Origin of the sequence: Pseudoalteromonas sp. BZB3 (genome assembly GCF_040104455.1) — a bacterium.
Lineage (GTDB): Bacteria > Pseudomonadota > Gammaproteobacteria > Enterobacterales > Alteromonadaceae > Pseudoalteromonas.
Window position 1 is genome coordinate 52367 of sequence record NZ_JBECOS010000015.1, and the last position, 23405, is coordinate 75771.

At 39.2% G+C, this 23405-nt stretch carries 17 protein-coding genes; 11 read left to right on the forward strand and 6 right to left on the reverse strand.

Going from position 1 to position 23405, the window contains the following annotated elements:
- Window positions 1-279: 279 nt before the first annotated feature.
- The 3 genes from nrdA to yfaE are packed head-to-tail and all read left to right on the forward strand — an operon-like array spanning window position 280 to window position 4028.
- On the forward strand, window positions 280-2565 hold the full coding sequence (gene nrdA, locus ABMY35_RS17095; RefSeq protein ID WP_349287307.1) for a class 1a ribonucleoside-diphosphate reductase subunit alpha: 2286 nt from the start codon (window positions 280-282) through the stop codon (window positions 2563-2565).
- Window positions 2566-2625: 60 nt separating this feature from the next.
- Window positions 2626-3756, forward strand: coding sequence for a class Ia ribonucleoside-diphosphate reductase subunit beta (nrdB, locus tag ABMY35_RS17100; RefSeq protein ID WP_349287308.1), 1131 nt, complete (start codon window positions 2626-2628; stop codon window positions 3754-3756).
- Window positions 3756-4028 carry a class I ribonucleotide reductase maintenance protein YfaE gene (gene yfaE, locus ABMY35_RS17105; protein WP_349287309.1) on the forward strand — a complete coding sequence of 91 codons (273 nt, stop codon included), beginning with the start codon at window positions 3756-3758 and terminating at the stop codon, window positions 4026-4028. Before nrdB ends, yfaE begins: the two co-directional genes overlap by 1 nt.
- Window positions 4029-4030: 2 nt before the next feature.
- Here yfaE and ABMY35_RS17110 read toward each other — a convergent pair whose 3' ends face one another.
- Complete coding sequence (locus ABMY35_RS17110; RefSeq protein WP_349287310.1) at window positions 4031-4555, reverse strand: YaeQ family protein; 525 nt, start codon at window positions 4553-4555, stop codon at window positions 4031-4033.
- 139 nt (window positions 4556-4694) lie between these two features.
- On the opposite strand from ABMY35_RS17110, the gene ABMY35_RS17115 reads away from it, so the two are divergent.
- Both ABMY35_RS17115 and ABMY35_RS17120 read left to right on the forward strand, forming a co-directional pair.
- The gene (locus ABMY35_RS17115) at window positions 4695-7211 is read left to right on the forward strand and encodes a TonB-dependent receptor (RefSeq protein ID WP_349287311.1); all 2517 of its coding nucleotides are present in this window, start codon (window positions 4695-4697) and stop codon (window positions 7209-7211) included.
- Window positions 7212-7339: 128 nt separating this feature from the next.
- Complete coding sequence (locus ABMY35_RS17120; RefSeq protein ID WP_349287312.1) at window positions 7340-10084, forward strand: methyl-accepting chemotaxis protein; 2745 nt, start codon at window positions 7340-7342, stop codon at window positions 10082-10084.
- A 60-nt stretch (window positions 10085-10144) separates the two neighbouring features.
- On the opposite strand, the gene ABMY35_RS17125 is transcribed toward ABMY35_RS17120, so the two are convergent.
- Both ABMY35_RS17125 and ABMY35_RS17130 read right to left on the reverse strand, forming a co-directional pair.
- On the reverse strand, window positions 10145-11071 hold the full coding sequence (locus tag ABMY35_RS17125) for an FAD-binding protein (protein ID WP_349287313.1): 927 nt from the start codon (window positions 11069-11071) through the stop codon (window positions 10145-10147).
- A complete protein-coding gene (locus ABMY35_RS17130) occupies window positions 11068-11820 on the reverse strand; it encodes an electron transfer flavoprotein subunit beta/FixA family protein (protein WP_349287314.1) in 753 nt (250 codons plus the stop codon). The genes ABMY35_RS17125 and ABMY35_RS17130 overlap by 4 nt, the downstream gene beginning before the upstream one ends.
- A 284-nt stretch (window positions 11821-12104) precedes the next feature.
- On the opposite strand from ABMY35_RS17130, the gene ABMY35_RS17135 reads away from it, so the two are divergent.
- Together ABMY35_RS17135 and ABMY35_RS17140 are read left to right on the forward strand one after the other, a co-directional pair.
- Window positions 12105-13751: an electron transfer flavoprotein-ubiquinone oxidoreductase gene (locus ABMY35_RS17135; protein WP_349287315.1), complete on the forward strand. Its 1647-nt coding sequence runs from the start codon at window positions 12105-12107 to the stop codon at window positions 13749-13751.
- A 105-nt stretch (window positions 13752-13856) separates the two neighbouring features.
- Window positions 13857-14333, forward strand: a complete 477-nt coding sequence (locus ABMY35_RS17140) for an acyl-CoA thioesterase (protein ID WP_349287316.1) — start codon at window positions 13857-13859, stop codon at window positions 14331-14333.
- A gap of 6 nt (window positions 14334-14339) precedes the next feature.
- Here the strand turns inward: ABMY35_RS17140 and ABMY35_RS17145 are convergent, their stop codons facing one another.
- Window positions 14340-14633: a hypothetical protein gene (locus tag ABMY35_RS17145; RefSeq protein ID WP_349287317.1), complete on the reverse strand. Its 294-nt coding sequence runs from the start codon at window positions 14631-14633 to the stop codon at window positions 14340-14342.
- 320 nt (window positions 14634-14953) lie between these two features.
- Here ABMY35_RS17145 and tsaA point away from each other — a divergent pair, with 320 nt between their 5' ends.
- A complete protein-coding gene (gene tsaA / locus ABMY35_RS17150; RefSeq protein ID WP_349287318.1) occupies window positions 14954-15658 on the forward strand; it encodes a tRNA (N6-threonylcarbamoyladenosine(37)-N6)-methyltransferase TrmO in 705 nt (234 codons plus the stop codon).
- Between the two features lie 83 nt (window positions 15659-15741).
- Window positions 15742-17466 (forward strand): proline--tRNA ligase, encoded by a 1725-nt coding sequence (locus ABMY35_RS17155; RefSeq protein WP_349287319.1) that lies wholly within the window; start codon window positions 15742-15744, stop codon window positions 17464-17466.
- A gap of 56 nt (window positions 17467-17522) precedes the next feature.
- Here ABMY35_RS17155 and ABMY35_RS17160 read toward each other — a convergent pair whose 3' ends face one another.
- Window positions 17523-18323 (reverse strand): DUF3025 domain-containing protein, encoded by an 801-nt coding sequence (locus ABMY35_RS17160; protein WP_349287320.1) that lies wholly within the window; start codon window positions 18321-18323, stop codon window positions 17523-17525.
- A 141-nt stretch (window positions 18324-18464) separates the two neighbouring features.
- On the opposite strand from ABMY35_RS17160, the gene ABMY35_RS17165 reads away from it, so the two are divergent.
- A complete protein-coding gene (locus ABMY35_RS17165) occupies window positions 18465-20090 on the forward strand; it encodes a M28 family metallopeptidase (protein WP_349287321.1) in 1626 nt (541 codons plus the stop codon).
- 71 nt (window positions 20091-20161) lie between these two features.
- The gene (locus tag ABMY35_RS17170; protein WP_349287322.1) at window positions 20162-21322 is read left to right on the forward strand and encodes a putative manganese transporter; all 1161 of its coding nucleotides are present in this window, start codon (window positions 20162-20164) and stop codon (window positions 21320-21322) included.
- Window positions 21323-21406: 84 nt separating this feature from the next.
- Here ABMY35_RS17170 and ABMY35_RS17175 read toward each other — a convergent pair whose 3' ends face one another.
- The gene (locus ABMY35_RS17175; RefSeq protein ID WP_349287405.1) at window positions 21407-23074 is read right to left on the reverse strand and encodes an MFS transporter; all 1668 of its coding nucleotides are present in this window, start codon (window positions 23072-23074) and stop codon (window positions 21407-21409) included.
- Window positions 23075-23405 lie beyond the last annotated feature (331 nt).

Consider the following 23405-nt stretch of genomic DNA (forward strand, 5'->3'; position numbering starts at 1 on the left):
ATAAATATTTTTTTATTTTCTTTAAAAATCGCATCATTTTTATTGATTTCCTTCTGAGGTTACTTGCGTCAAACCTCAAAAGGTTAATAGTTACTAACACTTTTTATTTATCCCAAACTTATCCACATTTGTGCATTTACCTTGCTATTGCAAATTAAATTGAACCCCACTATCTTGTGATCCCAATCAGAAGAACCACCATATATAGTGGTCAAAACCTGAGCTTTTTTTCGCCAATTATTTTTAAAATATTCAATCCGAAGGATTACAGGCACAGCTATGAACCAACAGTTATCTGTCAGTAAAAGAAACGGCCGCAAAGAGCCGCTCGATCTCGATAAAATTCACCGCGTCATTACTTGGGCTGCAGAAGGCTTAGATAATGTTTCAGTTTCTCAGGTTGAATTAAAGTCACACATTCAATTTTATGATGGGATCCGTACTGAAGATATTCATGAAACTATCATTAAAGCTGCTGCTGATTTGATCGATAAAGACTCTCCGGATTACCAGTATCTTGCTGCACGTTTAGCTATTTTCCACTTACGTAAAAAAGCATATGGCCAATTTGAGCCACCACGTTTATACGACCACATTACAAAGCTGGTAGAACAAAAGCGTTATGATCAACACCTTCTGATTGATTATACCGAGCAAGAAATTGATGAACTTGATAACTACTTAGACCATAGCCGCGACTTAAACTTTAGCTATGCAGCGGTGAAGCAGTTAGAAGGTAAGTACCTTGTACAAAACCGTGTAACTGGCGAAATCTATGAAAGTGCTCAGTTTTTATACATTCTTGTTGCTGCAAGTTTATTCTCTGATTACCCGAAAGAAACTCGCCTTGATTACATCAAACGTTTCTATGATGCGGTTTCTTTATTTAAAATTTCATTACCGACACCTATCATGGCAGGTGTTCGTACACCAACACGACAATTCAGCTCTTGTGTATTAATTGAAACGGGTGATAGCTTAGATTCAATCAATGCGACTTCATCAGCAATCGTTAAATATGTCAGCCAACGTGCTGGTATTGGTATTAATGCGGGTCGTATTCGCGCGTTAGGCAGCCCAATTCGTAACGGTGAAGCTTATCACACAGGTTGTATTCCGTTTTATAAGCACTTCCAAACGGCTGTTAAAAGCTGTTCTCAAGGTGGTGTACGCGGTGGTGCAGCTACCCTATTCTACCCGCTTTGGCATTTAGAAGTAGAAAACCTACTGGTACTTAAAAACAACCGTGGTGTTGAAGAAAACCGTGTTCGTCACCTAGATTACGGTGTGCAATTCAACAAAACAATGTACGCTCGCCTTATCAAAGACGACTACATTACGCTGTTCAGCCCGTCTGATGTGCCGGGTCTTTACGATGCATTCTTCGAAGATCAAGAAGAGTTCGAGCGATTATATACACAGTACGAGCAAGATGATTCTATTCGTAAAAAGCGCATTAAAGCGATTGAGCTATTCTCTATGTTTGCGCAAGAACGTGCGAGTACAGGCCGCGTTTACTTACAAAACGTTGACCACTGTAATACGCATAGCCCATTTGATTCAAAGGTTGCACCTATCCGTCAGTCTAACTTATGTCTTGAAATTGCGCTGCCGACAAAGCCGCTTTCACACATTAATGACCCAGAAGGTGAAATCGCGCTGTGTACGCTATCAGCATTTAACCTTGGTGCAATCGACTCTCTAGATGAACTTGAAGAATTAGCTGAGCTTGCTGTTCGTGCACTTGATAATTTATTAGATTTCCAAGACTACCCGGTTCCTGCTGCACACACAGCAACCATGGGTCGTCGTACGCTAGGTATTGGTGTAATTAACTATGCTTATTACCTTGCGAAAAATGGCGTTAAATACTCTGATGGCAGTGCGAATAACCTAACACACCGCACATTCGAAGCGATCCAATACTATCTAATGAAAGCTTCAAATGAGCTTGCTAAAGAGCGTGGTACATGTCCTAAGTTCAATGAGACAACGTATTCAAAAGGTATTATGCCGATTGATACTTACAAGCGTGATCTAGATAACATTTGTAACGAAGCGCTTCACCTTGATTGGGATTCGCTACGCGCAAGCATTCAAGAGCACGGTATGCGTAACTCGACAGTATCTGCACTGATGCCATCAGAGACTTCATCACAGATATCAAATGCGACAAATGGTATTGAGCCTCCTCGCGGCCATATCAGTGTTAAAGCAAGTAAAGATGGTATATTGAAGCAAGTAGTGCCTGAATATGAAAAGCTAAAAGAACAATATGAGCTACTTTGGGACATCCCTTCGAATGACGGTTATCTTGGTCTTGTAGGTATCATGCAGAAGTTTATTGACCAAACTATTTCTGCTAACACGAATTATGATCCAACTCGCTTTGAAGGTGGTAAAGTACCAATGAAGTTGCTTCTTAAAGACCTGCTTACTGCATATAAGTTAGGTGTTAAGACACTTTATTATCACAATACACGTGATGGTGCGTCAGACTCTCAAGACGAATTAAAACCAGAAATTGAAGATGATGGCTGCGAAGGCGGCGCGTGTAAAATTTAATTAAGACGTGAGTAAGCAGTGTTCTTACTCACTTTTTTGCGTTATCGAGTATTATTAAATATGTCTTATTCTACATTTAGCAGAAATCATAACGACCAGTTAAAAGAGCCAATGTTTTTTGGTCAAACTGTAAACGTGTCACGTTATGACCAGCAGAAATACCCTATTTTTGAAAAGTTAATTGAAAAGCAGCTTTCGTTTTTCTGGCGTCCAGAAGAAGTTGATGTGTCTAAGGACCGCTTAGATTTCCAAGCGTTGCCTGAACATGAAAAGCATATTTTCTTAAGCAACTTGAAATATCAAACATTGCTAGATAGTGTTCAAGGCCGTTCGCCAAACGTTGCATTATTACCTATCGTTTCAATCCCAGAGCTTGAAACTTGGATTGAAACTTGGGCGTTTAGTGAAACAATTCACAGCCGTTCATATACACATATTATTCGTAACGTAACGCAGTCACCTGAACTTATCTTTGATGACATCGTAAGCAACGACAAAATTAATGAGCGTGCTGATGCGGTTACAAAATATTACGACGAACTAATCGAAAAGGTATCAATTTATAACCTTTATGGTGAAGGTAAGCATGTAATTAATGGTGAAGAAGTTCGTATTAACTTATTTGAGCTTAAGAAGCTACTTTATCTTTGCATCATGTCTGTAAACATTTTAGAAGCTATTCGCTTCTATGTCAGCTTCGCCTGCTCATTTGCTTTTGCAGAGCGTGAACTGATGGAAGGTAACGCAAAGATCATCAAGCTTATCGCCCGTGACGAAGCCCTTCACCTTTCTGGTACTCAGCATATTCTAAATATTATGCAAGAAGGTAAAGACGATCCTGAGATGTCTATTGTAGCTGCGCAATGTGAAGCCGAAGCAAACCGTATGTTTGAAGAAGCTGCACAGCAAGAAAAAGAATGGGCTGAATATCTGTTTAAAGACGGTTCTATGATTGGTTTAAACAAAGACATTCTTTGCCAATATGTTGAATACATTACGAACACTCGTATGTCAGCTGTTGGTTTAAAGCCTATCTTTGAAACTAAGAGCAACCCAATCCCTTGGATCAACGCCTGGTTAGTATCAGACAACGTACAAGTTGCACCACAAGAAGCTGAGATCAGCTCTTACCTAGTTGGCCAAATCGACTCTCAAGTCGATGCATCTGACTTCGGTGATTTCGATTTATAATGAATTCGAAACCCAGTTCTAAAATATCTATTGAAGAACATTCTGAGCCGCTTACATTTGCGGCTCAGTGCTCTTCCATATTAGATGCACTTGAAAAAGCAAACATTGAAGTTACTTATCAATGTAGAGAAGGCTTTTGTGGTGCGTGCAGAGCCAAACTTAATTCAGGTGAAGTGATTTACAACCAAGAGCCGTTAGCATTTGTAAGAGATGGTGAAGTATTAATGTGTTGCTCTAAACCTTTAACTGATATTTCAATCACATTACTCTAGTATTAACAAAGTTGTTTTACTTCTGTTTGGTAGTAACCTGACTTATCACTCACACTCATCGAATTCTGTTCAATTAAAATATCCCAGTGCATACTATTGGTTAAGTTTGTTTTTAGATCTTCTAAAAAGCTTGCTTTAAGGGTGAAAATACTAATATTGTGATGTTGTATTAATTGTGGTGATATTTCATCATACCAGCGCTCACCTTCGATAGTTAAAATCAAAAGTCTATCGTAAAGTTTACACAGTCGGTTAATTTCGCTTATGTCTAACTCTGACACATATAAAGCTAAGACAATCTTTTGTTCATCGTTTTCACACCAAACATCCGGGTAAGATTTATCTGACTTTTGATTCAAAAAAGTACGTTGATTATAAGAAAGTGCAGAAAACCCTAGTATCCTAAGTAAGAAGTGCTCTAAAGTTTCTCTTTTTGCAACAGCAGCTGTAAACACTTCTATATGATTTGCATGGTGAAAAAGATCCGCCACTTTTAACCTTGCTTTAAAGACAAAAGGCTTGCTCATCAGATACTCCTATCCCTTATAAACAAACTTTAGGCCAAAAATGCGATAATTCAACAAAGCTACAGTATAACATTCGTTGATTGAAGACACAGTGTTGTTATACCATAACCATAACTGAGACTAAATATGAATTACTAAGATGAAAAAACACTCTATAATTGCGACTGCAATTCTGACAGCTTTGTCTGCAGGCAATGCATATGCCGCACAAATCACGGGGAAAGTGATTGACTCAAACAAAAAACCTATATCAGGTGCTAAAGTTCACCTGCATGGTAAAAAACAATCTGTTATCACTGACAGGTTTGGAAAATTTAGCATTAATACTGATGCTGATAGTCAACTACACATCACTAAAAACAACTACATCGACCAGCGAATTGATATCAAAGCTGATCAAGGCAACGTGGTAGTGTCTTTAGAACCGAGTTCAGTTGAGAGTATCATTGTTTATGCCTCTGCCCTTCATAAAAATAATTTAGAGATGGCATCACCTGTTTCAGTTTTATCTGGCGATGAATTGAAAAAGCAAGCTAAGCCAACTCTAGGCGAGACACTTAAAGGTCAACCAGGTATTAATGCTAGCTACTTTGGGCCTGTATCTTCTAGCCCAATTATTCGTGGCTTAGATGGTCCAAGAGTAAAAATTACGCAAAATGGTTTAGATAGCAGTGACGCTTCTCGTATTGGCCCTGATCACACAACAACTAATGAGAGCTTATCTGCCGAACAAATAGAAGTATTACGCGGCCCAGCAACCCTACTTTATGGCTCTGGTGCAATTGGTGGTGTTGTAAACGTTGTAGATAACCGTATTCCAACAGATATTATTGACACTACAACAGGTGCCGTTGGGTATAGTTTTGATACTGTCTCAAATACAAATACTTATGCTGCTTTATTCGAAACAGGTAAAGATGGATTCAATTTCCATTTTGACGGTGTGGTAAGAAATGGCAAAGATTATGACGCACCTGAGTACCCTTCTCATGAAGAACATAGTGAACATGAAGAGAATGGTGAACATGAAGAGAACGGTGAACATGAAGAGAACGGTGAACATGAAGAGAACGGTGAACATGAAGAGCATGAGGAACACGAAGAACTTTTAAAATCAGTACCCAATACATTCATCGACTCTCAACAAGTTAATTTTGGTACAAGTTATGTAAATGACCACCTGACCGTGGGCTTCTCATTTGGCAGAATTGATACAGATTATGGAATTCCTGCGCATAGTCACGCTCATCACGATCATGACCATGACCATGACCATGACCATGACCATGACCATGAAGAGGGTGAACATGAATCGCATGGAGACGAAGGCCATGATGAAGAAAGTGTTTTTGCAAGAGTAAAACAAGATCGTTGGCAAGCACTTTTTAATTACGCGCTTCACAACAATTACATTGAAAACATCAATGTGAAAGTGGGCTTCACTGATTATCAACACAGTGAGATTGAAGGCGGTGCAGTAGGCACAACTTTCAAAAATAAAACGTCTGAATTGAGAACTAGTGTTGAGCATAAACTTGCTGGCTGGCATGGTATTATTGGTTATCATTTCTCTGATAGTGATTATGAAGCACAAGGTGCTGAAGCATTTACACCAGCTACAGAAACAACGAGTCATGCACTTTATGTTTTAGAAGAAAAGCAGTTTGGTGATTTTACCCTCGAGCTTGGTGCTCGAATTGAGGACTACCAGCTTTCAAGTGTTATCACTGAAGAAGCACACGAAGAACATGACGATCACGATCACGATCACGATCACGATCACGAAGAGCATGATGAAAAACGTTTATTTGCATACGAGTTAAACCAAACTAATATGAGCTACTCAATTGGTGGTGTATATGATTATGCAGAAGGACAGAACATTGCTGTTAACTTGTCGCACTCTGAACGCTCACCTTTAACTGCTGAATTACTCTCTAACGGTACGCATATCGCAACAAGTACTTATGAGTTAGGTCTTGGTTATCACTTAGAAAATGGTGAAGCCCACTTCGAACCAGAAGATATTCAACAAGAAGTTTCTACGAACTTTGACATCAGCTTTAGAAAATTCACTGGTGACTTTGGTTACACACTAAACTTTTTCTATAACGATGTTGAAAACTATTACTATCAAGAAAATACTGGTTTAATTTACTCTTCTGAACATGGTATTGAAGAAGCTGACCATGAGCATGAAGGCGCGTTACCTGTATACCAATTCAAGAGCCAAGATGCTGAGCTATATGGTTTTGAACTAGATACTCACTACAAGCTAAATGAAGAAAACACGGTTAAGCTATTTGCTGATTCAATTACGGCAAAACTAAAAGACTCAAGTTATTTACCCCGTATTCCAAGTAATAAAATTGGCATTAAGTACGAATACGCACTCGACAATTTAGTTGCTGACTTAACTGTGACGCGTTACGCAAGTCAAAATAAGATTACTTCTTATGAGAGCAGAACAGCTGGTTATACATTAGTAGACTTTAGCATGCAGTATGATTTTGATCTCGCTGGCAATGATGTAATGGCTTATTTCAATATTGATAACTTAACAGATGAGCTAGGCTTTGTTCATACCTCTGTAATTAAAGAGCAAGCCCCACTTCCTGGCAGAAACTTTAAATTAGGTGTCAGAGCATTCTTCTAAATTTAAAGTAATGACAATAATAAAAGGCCAATTTATTGGCCTTTTATTATTTTATTCCTTACAAAACATTGAATTAATATTATATTTCACTAGTCTTCATAATACTGAAATAAATTTAGGGAATGAAGATGAAAACTGTTAAAGCCAAGTTACTCAGCACAGTTTTTGGTGGATTAGCCTTAGTACTTCTCAGTGCAATGTTCGCGATTAACTCTGTTAAATATATTGCACAAGAATATGATGTTCTAATCGAAGAAGAGCTAAGTGCACAATTAAAAGTTAACCTCATCTTAAATACTTTCAAAACTCAGGTCCAAGAGTGGAAAAATATTCTTATTCGTGGTGAAAGCCCTGATCAATTCGAGAAATATTTAAAGCAATTTACAGAACAAGAAAAGGTTGTACAAAACCTGACTTCTGAGCTTATGTCTAAAGTCTATTTGCCAGAAGCTATCCGGTCACAACTTAATAAATTTAAAACTGAGCATAATAAGCTTGGCGAATTATATCGTATTGGTTTGTCTGATTTTGAAAATGCGAATTACAATACGCAAGCAGGTGACAAAGCCGTTAAAGGTATAGATAGAGCAGCTGCAACTCAGCTAAAAGAACTCAATCAATCCATAGATAAGTATGTTGACAATGCAGTAAAAAGACTGCGTGATGAAAAAGAAACTGCGATCTTTGAAAGTACTGTAATCATCCTAGCTGTTTCATTTATTGTAATCGTGATCATGGCATTGTTAATTCAGCGTTGGATCACTCGCCCTATAAAAATAGCGTCACAAGTTGCAACTGAAATATCTGACGGTAATTTAGAAAACAACATCAACTCAACTAGTAAAGATGAAATTGGCGCTTTACTTACTTCGCTCGATAAGATGCAAACCAACATTCGTGAAGCTAATGAGCAATTGACCCAACAAATGCTCCAGCAAAAATTACAAGCTGAAGAAAGCGGCCGAATTAAACAAGCACTAGACAACGCATCTTCCCCAGTTTTACTTTACAAAGCAAATAATGAAATTATTTACGCTAATAATGAAACAAATACACTGCTAAATCGCTATCAGAGTTTAATCAACAGTCCTTCAATACTGATTGGGACTAATATTATTCAAATATTGTCGAGTAAGTATGAACAACAAATTGAACAAGCTAAAAGCCAACAAGTTCAATTCGAAATGAATGTCGAGCATGTTTACCTCAATATTACAGCGAGCCCTGTTTTAAATAATGCTAGTGATGTAATTGGTGTGGTCGTTGAACTCAATGATCTAACCGAACAGAGAAACACAGAAAATAAAGTAGACGACATTATTAATGCTGCGGTAGCAGGCCAACTGGACGCCAGGTTAGACGTAGACAACCTAAACGGCTTTATGCTGACACTAAGCCAAAGCATCAACCGCTTGCTTAATGCCATTGTATCTCCCGTCATGCAAACAGAAAAATATCTCACAGCCATTTCACGTGGTGAAATACCAAATAAAATTGAAGGGAGCTACCAAGGCGACTTTTTAAAGATAAAACAATCTTTGGAACAAAGCGCAAAAGCGATTAACTTACTAATTTCTGACTCTACGTATTTAGTAAATTCAGCTTTAGCTGGTGAACTTTCAAATCGCGCAGATAGCAATGCGCATAATGGAGAATTTAAATCTATCATCACTGGCATTAACCAAACTCTTGATGCCATCATACAGCCAGTACAACTCACATCTAGCTACCTTGATAACATTGCCGTTGGACAACTACCCAATCTAGACAAATCACAATTCAAAGGAGATTTTGAGAACATTCTGAGCAGTTTTGAAACAAGTATTCATGCCATTAACTTGCTCTTAAATGACACCTCAATGTTAGCTAGTGCTGCTAATTCTGGTGAGCTATCAAAGCGTGCTGATGTCGAGTTACACCAAGGAGCTTATAGAGACATTGTTTCATCAATTAATGATACACTAGATGCTATCTCTACCCCATTACAGTCTTGTATCGCCGTGATGAATGCCTTAGAGCAAGGCGATCTAACTAAAAAAATCGATGGTAACTACTCAGGTGACTTTTCATGTCTAAAAGACTCCGTAAACCAAAGTATCGAAAATCTTGCCGCAATGGTCACCGAAATTAATGAAACAGCAAATACCGTTGCGAATGCCTCAGCGCAGATAAGTCAATCTACACAAGAGTTGAATTCATCCACAGAATCACAAGCGGCTTCTATTGAAGAAACTACCGTCTCTATGGGTGAAGTGACTGATAAAGTCACCAGTAATACCAAACATGCACAAACCGCAAATGAACACGCTCAAAATGCCGACCAACAAGCCATCGAAGGTGGTGAATTAGTTAATAATACAGTTACCGCAATGAAGGCCATTAGTGACAGTTCAAATGAGATTTCTAATATCATTGAAGTAATCAATGGCATTGCATTTCAAACTAATCTTCTTGCGCTCAATGCCGCTGTCGAAGCCGCGAGAGCAGGTGAAAAAGGTCGAGGATTTGCTGTGGTTGCCGCTGAAGTGCGTCAATTAGCACAACGAAGCTCAGATGCTGCAAAAGAAATTTCTGGTTTACTGAAAGACAGTGCCGACAAGGTTGAAAATGGTTTGATGCTTGCTGAACAATCTGGCAATACCCTGCGCGATATCGTAAGTAGTATTCAGACTCTGTCTAAGCTTATGAATGACATTGCGATTTCAAGTAATGAGCAGTCAAATGGCGTGTCACAAATCAATATTGCAATTAAACAAATCGACCAAAGTGTTCAACAAAACAACTCGCTTGTCGAGCAAACCAGTCATGCTGGCGCATCTTTGGATAAACAAGCCTCGCACTTGAAAGCTTTAGTCAGCCAATTTACTGTGTAAATAAAAAAGCCGCGACCATAAAGTGGAGCGCGGCTTTACAACCAGAAACTATCGTTGTTCTTATAATGCGTTTTCTAGTTCAGGCAACACATCAAATAAATCTGCTACTAGACCATAATCAGCAACTTGGAAAATTGGTGCATCTGGGTCTTTGTTTATAGCAACAATTACTTTAGAGTCTTTCATACCCGCTAAGTGTTGAATTGCACCGCTGATACCGACTGCAATATATAAATCTGGGGCAACAATCTTACCTGTTTGACCCACCTGCATGTCATTTGGTACAAAGCCAGCATCAACCGCTGCACGTGAAGCACCAATCGCAGCGCCTAATCTATCTGCAATACCATTTAGTAGCGCAAAGTTTTCGCCATTCTGCATACCACGACCACCTGAAATGACCACAGGTGCTGCATTTAACTCTGGACGTTCTGATTCAGTTTGCTCAACTGAAACAAACTCAGAAAGAGTATTATCAGCTGCAGTTTCGACAGATGAAATTGCAACTGCAGCCTGCTCACCTTGCGTATCAAATGCACTTGCACGAACTGTAATAATCTTTTTATCTTCCGATGATTTAACCGTTGCAATCGCGTTACCCGCATAAATTGGTCGCTTGAAAGTATCTGCATCAATAACATCAATGATTTCAGAAATCTGCGACTTATCAAGTAAAGCAGCTACACGAGGTAAAGTGTTTTTACCTGTAGTTGAAGCACTCGCAAGAATATGTGTATAGTCAGGAGCAAGCTCCACAACTAAGTCCGCAGTACTTTCTGCTAGCTGATGTTCAAACACAGGCTTATCAGCAACAATTACTGACTTAACACCTGCAATTTTAGCAGCAGACTCAGAGACGGCCGCTACTGAATGGCCTGCAACTAACACTGTTATATTGTCTGAAATCTTTGCTGCTGCATTGATAACTTTAGCTGTTTCAGGTTTAAGAGCGCCCTGCTCGTGCTCTGCAATTACTAATACACTCATGAGATCACCTTAGCTTCAGTTTTTAATTTATTTATAAGCTCTGCTACATCTTCAACTATGATACCTGCTTCACGCTTAGCTGGCTCTTCAACTTTTAAAAGCTCAGTTCGAGGTGCTAAATCAACACCTAGGCTGTCAGCTGAAATTACGTCTAATGGCTTACGTTTTGCTTTCATAATGTTAGGAAGAGAAGCATAACGGGGTTCATTTAATCGTAAGTCTGTTGTAACAACTGCTGGAAGTGATAAAGACACTGTTTGTAAACCACCGTCAACTTCACGAGTAACTAATGCTTTACCACCTTCAACGACTACTTTTGAAGCGAATGTACCTTGGCTACGACCTGTTAATGCCGCAAGCATTTGACCTGTTTGGTTATTGTCAGAGTCAATCGACTGCTTACCTAAAATAACTAATTCAGGTTGTTCTTGTTCTACAAGTTTACTTAGCAGCTTAGCAACGTGAATAGACTCAAGCTTTGCATCTGTCTCAATTTGAATGGCTTTGTCAGCGCCAAGTGCTAGTGCAGTACGAAGCTGCTCTTGGCAAGCTTTATCACCAATAGACACTGCAATCAATTCTGTTGCAATGCCCGCTTCTTTTAATCGGATGGCTTCTTCTACCGCAATCTCACAGAAAGGGTTCATTGCCATTTTTACGTTCGTTAGATCAACATCACTGTTATCAGGCTTTACTCTTGCCTTGACATTGTAGTCAATCACGCGTTTGATTGGCACAAGTACTTTCATAGTTACTCCATGATCTGGTTAATTCTTGAAGATGACGCTAACGTCAATACATTTATTTAATGCAATCAGCCTACTTCCTGTTGACGTAAACGTCAACCTAAAATAACCTTAGATTAACTTATAAAAAACTTAATATTTAAATAAACGTTTATTTGGCAATCCGTCAGCCATTTTAATGTGTTCAAAGTCATTTAATCGCGGTTAAGATCAAGACTGCGTCATATAACTAGTTCACAATAAAACATTTAAACGTTTACGCTACCGTCAAGATAAGTGAGGATAATATGGTCGAACGCGAAACGATGGAGTTTGACGTTGTAATTGTTGGCGCAGGACCTGCTGGCCTTTCATGTGCAATTCGTCTGGCTCAACAAGCGCAACAAAAAGAACAAGAATTAATGATCTGCGTTGTTGAGAAAGGCTCTGAAGTCGGCGCACATATTTTATCTGGTGCTGTATTCGAAACCAAAGCACTGGATGAATTATTACCTGAATGGAAAACTTTAGGTGCACCTTTAAATACGCATGTCACCGAAGACGAAATATATCTATTCAAAAATGAAGACAATGCCACCAGCATTCCTCATTTTGCGATCCCAAAGACATTCAAGAATGATGGCAACTATATTGTATCTATGGGTAATGTATGTCGTTGGCTTGCTGAACAAGCTGAAAGCTTGGGTATTGAGGTATTCCCTGGTTTCAGTGCCCACTCTCTCATTATTGAGGACAATCAAGTAAAAGGCATTGTTACAGGTGATATGGGCCTAGACAGAGAAGGTCAGCCGAAAGATAGCTACATGCCGGGTATGGAGCTTAGAGCAAAATATACTGTGTTTGCTGAAGGTTGCCGTGGTCATTTAGGTAAACAGTTAATTAAAGAGTTTGAACTCGATAAAGATGCAACACCACAACATTACGGCTTAGGCTTTAAAGAGATCTGGCAAATAGATCCGAGTAAGCACAAAGAGGGTACGGTTGTACACGGTACTGGTTGGCCACTAACAGGCGATACAACGGGTGGTTCATTTATGTACCATGCTGAAAATAATCAGGTCGTTGTGGGTCTTATTGTTGACTTAAATTACTCGAATCCACATTTGAGTCCATTTGATGAATTCCAGCGAATGAAACACCATCCTGTCTTTAAAGAAACATTAGAAGGTGGTGAGCGCATCGCCTATGGTGCAAGAGCTATTGCAAAAGGTGGTTTCCATTCACTGCCTAAAATGCATTTCCCTGGCGGCTTATTAATTGGCTGTGATGCGGGTACGTTAAACTTTGCCAAAATCAAAGGTAATCATACTGCAATGAAATCAGGCATGTTGGCTGCCGATGCAATGATAGAAGCCCTAGCGCAAGAAAACCCAACTGCTGATTTAAGTTCATTTGCCGAGTTATTTAAATCGAGCTGGTTGTATGATGAGTTATATCAATCACGAAACTTCGGTCCGGTTATTCATAAGTTTGGTAGTATTTTAGGTGGCGCGTATAACACACTAGATCAAAACTTTTTTAATGGGTCTTTACCATTCACATTTAAAGACACAACCTTCGACCATGCATGCATGAAACCTGCGAGTGAATGTGACAACATTAGCTACCCAAAACCTGATGGTAAGCTCAGCTTTGATAAATTGTCTTCTGTATTTTTATCAAATACCAACCATGAAGAAGTGCAACCTTGTCACTTGCAGTTAAAAGATAAAGCGATCCCTATTAACTTTAATCTTGCTAAATTTGATGAGCCTGCACAACGTTATTGTCCTGCTGGTGTATATGAAATTTCTGAAAACGAAGGTGAGAAGCAATTCGTTATTAACGCCCAAAACTGTATACATTGTAAGACCTGCGATATCAAAGATCCGAGTCAAAACATCACTTGGGTAACGCCTGAAGGGACAGGTGGTCCAAACTACCCTAATATGTAAAGCTGTATTCCTATACCTAAATTGCACAAGGGCCGAATGGCCCTTTTTTCGTTTTACAGACTGTTGACTATACTTAACATTATTCATCTTAATAAGTTGAAATATATGAATCAGCAATCTGAGCTTGTTTTTAGATTTTTGGCAGAACCCACGGATGTTAATTTTGGTGGTAAAGTGCATGGCGGCATTGTTATGAAGTGGATAGATCAAGCCGGTTATGCGTGTGCAGCGGGCTGGAGTGGCAGTTATTGTGTTACTGTATCTGTTGCAGGTGTCAGGTTTAAACGCCCTATTCTTGTCGGCCAAGTTGTAGAAGTTACCGCGCAAATCGCACATACCGGTAAAACTAGCATGCAAATTTTCATCCGAGTAAAATGTGGCGACCCTCAAAATAATATTCTATCTGAAAGTAATCACTGCATTATTAGTTTTATTGCGATGGATAAAGCTGGCTACCCTGTGCCTGTGCCACAGTTTGTAGCAAAAACCAAAGAACAAAAAAAGCTAGAACAATATGCAATTAAAATGAAAGAAATAGCGATTGAAACTGAATCCTTGCTTCATCGCACTGTAGAAAAATAAGAGGTTTTAATTGAGAGCGTGCTTAGCCAGTTCATAAATAGTCATATTTGCAATGTCATTTATTTGCTGCTGACTATGTTTATTCGTTTTTAAATCGTGAATTAATAATGACTTCTGCTCTTCAATCAAGAGTTCAAAGTTTTTAGGGCTCACTAAGCCATTTTGGATCTGAGAAACAAGCTCATTTAGTTTTGTTTTTCTCGATATAAGCGAATCTTTAATCGAACTGTGTAACTCTTCACAGCTATATTTTAATATTACCTTTCTACATACGACATCAATATTGTGTTCAAATCCCATGTTCACTCTCATCACTCCCTTTTGAAGTATTCTTCGTGCCCTTAAGGTTAAATATTGTTCTAGAAGCAAAATGTTCTTTTAAGGCTGATGATCTTGCACTCATCAATAATTCTCGCTCATGTGGTTGATGGTTAGTGGCAATAAACCTAGATGCGTTTTTTTTATCAGTCATTTTTCTGTAACTTAAACGATAATTCAGACATAAGATTATGTCGGTTTGCAAAATAATCCAATTACACGCCATTACACCTTCATTACATGGTTTATTTGCTTTAGAAAAGTTACAATCTGAACATCTATATTTTTATATTTAGTTGCTTGTGGAAAACTACCAAATTGAGCCTGTCGGTTTTATTCAATCTCCTTATAAACAAAAGTTTGCCATACCTAGACAGCCCCGTTTAGTGCCTGAGGCAAAAGCCAAACTGATTTTTAGTAAAGAATTTAGCCGCGAAGAGTTTGTTCGAGGTATCGAAGAGTTTACACACTTATGGTTGTTGTTTCGTTTTCACGAAACCGCTGACAAAGGCTATTCTGCACTTGTCCGTCCGCCACGTTTAGGCGGCAATGAAAAAAAAGGCGTATTTGCAACCCGAGCCACTTTTCGACCTAATGGCATTGGCATGAGTGCGGTTAAATTAGAGGGTGTTGAATATAAGAACGGTCAACTTGCGCTACTTTTATCTGGGATAGACTTACTTGATGGCACACCGATTATCGATATAAAGCCCTATTTACCCTATTCAGATGCCATGCCTGAAGCTTCTGCAGGTTTTGCCGATACACGTCCAGAAACCTTAATGACTGTTGAGTTTTCAAAAAAAGCGACTGAGTTTTTAGCAAAGCAATCTGATAAATCACTGCCAGAGTTTATTGCCAATGTACTTAAACAAGACCCCCGACCTGCTTACAAAAAACAAAAAACAGGCACACAGACTTACGGAATGAACTTGTATCATTACAATATTCGCTGGCAAGTCGACGGTGAACACAATCTTGTCACAGAAATCAGTATTGAACGTTAATAAACACTTTGTATGGCTCGTTAGCACTGCTAAACTAACGGCCATTTTCTAGAAAAACAAAATACTATACGAACGGAACCACCATGCGTACCAGTCAATATATTCTTGCGACTCTAAAAGAGACGCCTTCTGATGCTGAAATTATCAGCCACCAACTTATGCTTCGTGCAGGCATGATCCGTAAACTTGCATCAGGTTTGTACACTTGGTTGCCATCAGGCTTGAAAGTTTTACGTAAAGTTGAACAAGTAGTTCGTGAAGAAATGAACAAAGCCGGTGCAATCGAGTTACTTATGCCGGTTATTCAGCCTGCTGATCTGTGGGAAGAGTCTGGCCGCTGGGAACAGTTTGGCCCTGAGCTATTGCGTATCAACGACAGACATAACCGTCCTTTCGCACTTGGCCCTACACACGAAGAAGTGATCACAGATCTAGTACGTAAAGAAATTAATAGCTACAAGCAGCTACCAATTAATTTCTACCAAATTCAAACTAAAGTACGCGACGAGGTTCGTCCTCGGTTTGGTGTAATGCGTGCACGTGAATTCACCATGAAAGATGCTTACTCTTTTCATATGACAGAAGAGTGTCTGGATAATACCTACCAACGTATGCATAAAGCATACTGCAATATTTTTGAGCGTTTAGGTCTAGATTACCGTCCAGTAATTGCAGACACGGGTTCAATTGGTGGTAGTGTTTCTCATGAATTCCACGTGTTAGCAGAATCGGGTGAAGATGCAATTGCATTCAGTGATTCAAGCGATTACGCAGCAAATATTGAAAAAGCTGAAGCAGTTGCACCTAGCGAAACACGCCCTGCTCCATCTAAAGAATTAAACACATTCGACACGCCAGAAGCAAAAACCATTGAAGAGCTAAAAGCAAAACATGGTGTTAAACCACATCGTGGTGTTAAAACCCTTATTGTTTATGGTGCACCAGATGAAAATGAAGAACGTGGTTTAGTTGCACTTATCGTTCGTGGTGACCATGAATTAAATGAATTAAAAGCTGAAAAACTATCCCTTGTTGATTCGCCACTAGAAATGGCAAAAGAAGAAGACATTGTCGCAACCATTGGCGCTCGTCCTGGCTCATTAGGTCCTGTAGGTCTTAATATGCCAATTATTGTTGACCGCAGTGCTGCTGTGATGGCTGACTTTGTTGCTGGCGCAAACAAAGATGGTGTGCACTACAGTGGTATCAACTTCGACCGTGATGTAACAGAATACACTGTTGAAGATATTCGCAACGTGGTTGAAGGCGATCAAAGCCCTTGCGGAAATGGTACACTGCATATCAAACGCGGTATTGAAGTGGGTCATATTTTCCAACTTGGTAGTAAATATTCTGAAGCAATGAATGCTGGTGTGCTTGGTGAAAACGGTAAAAACCAAATAATGACCATGGGTTGTTATGGTATTGGTGTATCGCGTATCGTTGCTGCTGCCATTGAGCAAAACAATGATAAGTTTGGTATTAAGTGGCCAAAAACCCTTGCGCCATTCGAACTTGCTATCGTGCCTATGAACATGCACAAATCTCATCGTATTCCTGATATCGCAGAGCGTTTATACAGCGAATTTCAAGATGCTGGTGTTGATGTGTTATTCGATGACCGTAAAGAGCGCCCTGGTGTCATGTTTAATGACATGGAATTGGTTGGTATTCCATACACGCTTGTTATCGGTGAGCGTAATCTTGACGAGAATAAGGTTGAGCTTAAGAACCGTATAACCGGTGAAAAGCTAATACTTGATATTGAATCAGCAGTTGCTGAGATCACGAAAGCTATCAAGGCTTAATCTTACAGCAAAAAAAAGCGGCTATTTAGCCGCTTTTTTATTGTCTTCAAACGCTATTATTTTCGTTTCGGGCGGAAATAATCTGTATTAGCATAAAAACTTGCGTCTTTATTTTCTTCATACCATGAAGGCACACCTAATAATGGTAAAGGTGACATCTTTTTATTGTCTTCTAATAACCCATCTTTGATCATTTGATAAAGTTGCGTGTCTAAATAGCGATATTGCTGTTCTAAGCTTAATTGGTAAAAACTTTCATCAGCTTTTATACAAACTAACTTACCTGTAAGCCCTATAAACGGGTTGGTCATCATTTCGTAGTTAGCGTGGCCAAATGTAAAAGGTAAATAATTTTTACCCCACTGTGCTCTTTGTTCCACAAAAGCTTCTGACCATTGATGTGATTTAAGCTGAGAAATTATTTCATCATTATCAACCACTAATATAACGCCACATTCGTCAAATAATGTGATTGCATTTCTTTTTTTGCTTCTTTGTTTAGTGCCGTGCGTTTCTATTTCTTTAATATGCAATTCGTTAAGAAGTGCTTTGGTTTTTGGAAATAAGCACCAGATGAAAGCGCCGAATAAGTCATGCCAATTTTGCTCTCGCGTTGGCACTTGCCCTGTTTCGAAGATAATCGCTTCATAATAACGTGTTTCATTTTCTAATTCAGAGTTAGGCGTAAAACGAATATTTAACCCTTGCGGGTTCTTTAAGTCTTTTAACCCACTTAACCAGTCAAAACTTGGCCAGTCTGTATGTGAGTTGAGGTTAAACAATGTATTTAGATGCTCAAAAGCACCATTATTAAGACAGGATTGAGAAAATGTCTCTGAGGCAACAAATCTTTTCATAGGACTACAGACTTAAAAATTTTCGCGATTTTATCGTAAACTTGTCTTCACGCCAACCGAGGCGGTTAATCGCTTTAACTCGAACAAGCAGTCTAGAAATGTGTATACTTAAGCGATTTTAATTAAAAGAAAAAAGTGATTATGAAACTGAGAATAACACTTAGCGCAATTGCAGCAGCAGTGCTTGCAGGTTGCGTATCAACAAGTAACACATCTAACGATATTCAAGCCGCTTATAACAGCATCAACGAAACACAACTTGCAGAGCACATTAAAACACTTGCTTCTGATGAGTTTGAAGGCCGCGCCCCTTCTTCAAAAGGTGAAGAGCTTACTCTCGCCTATTTAACTAAACACTTTAAAGCGCTCGGTTATGAGCCTGGTAATGGCGACAGTTTCTTCCAAGAGGTGCCGCTTGTTTCAATTGAAGCTGACTCTAATATGGAGCTAGTAATTGATGGTAAAGCTTATCAATACAAAAAAGAAATGGTGATGGGCACAGGCCGTATTAGCGAACTTGAGTCTATCAACAACTCTGAAATGGTGTTTGTTGGCTATGGTGTGAATGCCCCAGAATACGGCTGGAACGACTATGAAGGCCTAGATGTTAAGGGTAAAACGGTTGTAATGCTGGTTAATGATCCTGGTTTTGCGACCAAAGATCCAAGCATGTTCACCGGTGAAGCCATGACCTACTATGGTCGTTGGACATACAAATACGAAGAAGCCAGCCGTCAAGGTGCTGCAGGTGCCATTATCATTCATGAAACAGCACCTGCCTCTTACCCTTGGAGCGTTGTTGAAAACTCTTGGAGCGGCGAGCAATTTGGCTTCCAAAAAGAAAATAAAAACATGGACCGTGTAGCCGTTGAAGGTTGGGTGACAGTCGATGTCGCTAAAGAGCTGTTCGAAAAAGCAGGTCTAAACTTTAAGGATGCTAAGAAGAAAGCGGCACAAGGCGCCTATCATGTTGATATGGGCGACTTAACCGCCTCAGTGACGGTTAAGAGCAAGATCAAGACATCAACGTCGTATAACTTTATTGCGACTTTACCTGGAAGTAAAAAGCCAGAAGAGCACATTGTTTACTCTGCACACTGGGACCACTTGGGTATAGATAAAAACCGTAAAGGTGACCAAATCTATAACGGCGCGCATGATAATGCGACGGGTACTGGTGGTATGATTGAAGTAGCAGAAGCATTCGCTAAGTTGCCAACTCGTCCAGACCGTTCCATTACCTTCTTAGCAGTAACCGCTGAAGAGCAAGGCTTACTTGGCTCAAAATTCTATGCGAATACGCCGGTTATTCCAGCAAAACAGACCGTTGCTAACATCAACATGGATAGCTTAAACCTACTTGGTAAAGTGAAAGATATCAGCGTAGTGGGTATCGGTAAATCAAGCCTAGACGAAATGTTGGCTGATGCTGCTAAAGCTCAGGGTCGTGTAGTTTCTGGAGATCCACGTCCGGCATCAGGTGGTTATTACCGCTCAGATCACTTTGCATTCGCAAATATGGGCGTACCTGCGATGTACGCTGGTGGCGGTACAGAAGCATTTGATGAAGCAACAGCAAACTATCGTAAGAAAATGAGTTTGGTACTTCGTGGCTGTTATCACCAACCATGTGACAGATACCGTGATGAATGGGACTTAAGAGGTGCAGTCCAAGATTTGCAGTTGTTCTTCCAAGTCGGTTATGACGTTTCTCAACAAGCTGAATGGCCAACATGGAAAGCCGGCGCTGAATTCAAACGCAAATAAACTTAAATGAGATTGATTTTTATTTAAATTAACACTAAAGTGCAACTGATAATATTTATTGGTTGCACTTTATGAACACTCTCACAACTTTAAGGCATTCACCTGTTCTCAATTCGCTTGCATTCATGCTTGCCAATAAGCGACTTGTTTTACCTGTTTTTATACTTCTGTCTTTACTCTATGAACCAATAAGAACCATAACAATACCTACCCTTGCAGATGCATTTTTTCAGGTTACTGTTTTTGTCGCCGCAACCTTATTCATCTATTACTATTTAGTTGATAGGTTACCTCAACTTGAACTCAGTTACTTAAAAGCCAAATCACCTTCGTTAGAGATTACCTTCGCTGCAATACTCGGCGCATTACCAGGTTGTGGTGGAGCTATTATTGTAGTTACTCAATTTACCAAGAAACAAGCCAGCTTTGCTTCTGTTGTCGCTGTATTAACTGCAACCATGGGAGATGCTGCTTTTCTACTGTTAGCTAAAGATCCTATTGCAGCGCTCACTGTTATTAGTATTGGCGTTGCTACAGGCATAATAAGTGGTTTAATTGTCCATTTGTTCCATGCAGATTCATTTTGTCATCCTCAAAAAGCTTCAAACTATGCCCATGATTGCATGAAATCGAATAAGGCCATTTATGTTGGTGAAAAGCTATGGAAGTGCTTTTTAGCGCCTTGTTTGTTTATATCTTTACTCATCGCATTTAATGTAGACTTCGGAGAATTTGATAATGCCATCACTTATTTTGGTGCTTTGTTTGCAGCTATCGCAGTCACCATTTGGGCATTCTCTTCAGAAGGTAAAACCTATCAACAAATAACAGCTGAAGATGAGGAAGTATCACCACCCAGTAAGTTTTCTCGAATAATACAAGATACCCACTTTGTAACAGCCTGGGTAATCGCGAGCTTTATGCTTTATGAAATTGCAGTGAGTGTGTTTGGGCTAGATCTTAGAGCTTGGTTTAGTGAATATGCGATTTATGCCCCACCCATTGCTGTTGCAATCGGTTTATTACCTGGTTGTGGCCCTCAAATAGTTATCACTACATTGTATATACAAGGTATTATTCCATTTAGTGCTTTAGTTGGTAATGCCATATCTAATGATGGAGACGCGCTTTTCCCTGCTTTAGCAATGGCACCTAAGGCAGCTTTAATTGCCACGCTATATTCAGCAATACCTGCATTATTAGTGAGTTACCTTTTGTTTTGGTATTTATAATTAAGGTTTAATACTTGTATAGACAAGAAAAAAGCCTTTAGGGTTAGCTATAAAGGCTTCAATTTTTTGTTAAAGTATTCGACGTTAATTCATCACAGGTTCTGGGGCCATATTTTTCGAGTAAAGATTAAAACACCACAACGCAATAGATGTGACGCCGGCAATGGCAGCAAATAGTAACCACATCAGTTCTGGTTTATTCATACCTAATGCTAGATTCGCATAGCTCCAACCTGACAAAAATCCTGCACACAAAAAACCTAATGCCATGGAAACAAAGTAATAACCCATATACAAGGCTGCTTGCTCTTTCGGTGCTATGCTTGCAACATATTCTTGACTCTTTGGTGAGGTAAGCATTTCACCTAATGCAATTAATAAGATCACAACTGTAATCACCCAGCCTACCATATTGCTTTGAGAGCCAATTAAGAATATGAATGCAGCCGCAATGATTATGAGTCCAGCAATTAGCACATAGATAGATTTAAACCTTTGACAAAGTAAACTCACAAATATTTGTAGCAAAACGATTGCAGCAAAGTCTAAGTTAATTAGATACTCAGGGTTAACCTGTCGGTATGCCAAAAGGTGGGCTGTATAGTTTTGAATTTGTGTACTATTTAATTCGTCTGTATTGTTGGTAATTAAACGTAATTCTGTGACCAAATTCGCTAATTCATTAGTTGGTACATTTACTTTTAAATGCACCCACTCCAGTCTCAATGTTTCCAATTCAATAGTGTTGTTCAACTTTATGTCATTAAACAAAGCCACTATAGCTGCAGATATTTTTTCTTCATCTACGTAGGCAAAGAAATCAACTGCACCCTGCCCGAATATTGATAAGAACTGAACTAAGTCTTTGGTATCAACAAAGTCACGAATAAAAAGCGGTACGGTGTAAAAAAGTTGGTTATAAACAGTCCAAAAACCCGTTAATATAGCAAGATAAATCGCGAATTTAGCATTACTGACTTTCACTTTCTCTTGCCACCAGCATGATGCACTTTCTTTTGCAAATAAATTCCAAATTACATTTGATATAAGCCAGAGTGCAATGGCCAAAAACGCTTGAGGGTAAGTTAACCACTCAACACCCGCGCACATTAGTAGTACGATAGAAACAAATAAAACCAAAGCAAAACGGCCATTTCCTAACACACTTTGTGCCTCATTTATTGTTTCTTTTAAGCTTTTATCGTTTTGCTTCTTAAGTGATGGCGGGTTTTTGTAGAAAAATAAAACAGGCACAAAGTTTAGTAATATCCAAACCGCTGACATCATAAAGACCGCATCCCAACTTATCGCTCGCATAGCACCGGCTATAAGTGGACCTAGAAACCCACCGACGTTAACCATGGTATAGAATATACCAAAACCAAGCCCTCTATTTTGGTCATTGGTACTATGAGCAATCGTGCCAACAACGACTGGCTTAAAGCATGCAGCACCTAAAGCGACAAAGCTGAGTACTAAAAAAAATGGCCAGAAGTCTTTAACTTGGCCCAGTAAGAAATAACTCGGCGCCATGATGACAAAAGAAATGATAAACATTTTTTTATAACCAATTCGATCACCGAGTGCGCCAGTTAGAACAGGCAATAAGTATAAAAAGAAAGGAATGATCCCTTGAATTGCTCCTCTCTCAATATCAGAGAATCCGACACCGCCTTGTGACTTTGGTGTTGTCATATAAATAGATGACACTGCAAAAAAGCCATACCAAGCTAGTCGTTCAAAAATTTCCATGATATTGGCAATATAAAAGCTCTTTCCAAATGCCGATTTATGAGTAGAGTACACTTTAACTTCCCCCTTTATTTTTGCATACAATATACCACCAAAGTGTAACGCAATGTAAAGCATTAATTTTTAGAGGGTGCTCTAAAATTATAAGTATTATTTTTGACCAAGAGTAGAAAGTAATACCAACCCGGTTAAGTAACTGATCTATTTTGGGGCAAGAAAACCTTGTTGATAGCACCGCTCACGCGTCCTACTATCGCTGAGGTACCTACATCCATGTAAGCAAGGCAAATATTTCGTTATTTAGTTGTTCTTAATGATTAAGTGTTATTGC